The organism is Aphanothece microscopica RSMan92, from assembly GCF_046613545.2.
Taxonomy (GTDB): Bacteria; Cyanobacteriota; Cyanobacteriia; order PCC-6307; family Cyanobiaceae; genus NIES-981.
In genome coordinates this window covers 1-397 of sequence record NZ_JBKKKY020000651.1, presented here as the reverse complement: position 1 = coordinate 397, position 397 = coordinate 1, and the positions used below count along the sequence as shown (strand labels likewise).

The 397-nt window shown below is 77.3% G+C and carries 1 pseudogene; it reads left to right on the top strand.

What is annotated here, in order from left to right:
- Positions 1-78 precede the first annotated feature (78 nt).
- Positions 79-397 (top strand): annotated as a pseudogene (locus tag ACLD7X_RS19480) (hypothetical protein); the annotation flags it as partial.

Sequence of the window (397 nt, the reverse complement as noted above, 5' to 3'; positions counted from 1 at the left end):
GCCGCAGCCCCGGATGCTTGAGGCAGCCGCGCCAAAGGGCTAGGGTCCGCCCGAAGGCCCCTCGATCGGAGGCAGATCATGGCACCCCCCCGGACGCGCAAGGACAGCGGCCCCACCGGCACGGACGACCGCGCGCCCGATGACGTGCAGGCCGTCGACAGCATCCTGGACGACGCCCCCGAAACCGCACTGCCCCCGCCGTCGCCTGTGGTCGAGCTGCTGGCCGAACCCGACGACACGCCGCCGCCCCCGCCGCGCGCCGAACCTGCCCCCCCGCCACAGCCGCCGGCGCCGCGCCGTCGGGGGGGTGCGCTGGCCTTGTTCCTGGGCGGCGTGGTGGCGGCTGGCGCGGGCTGTGGCCTGTCGCGCGTGGTGCCGGGCGGCTGGCCCTTGCAGG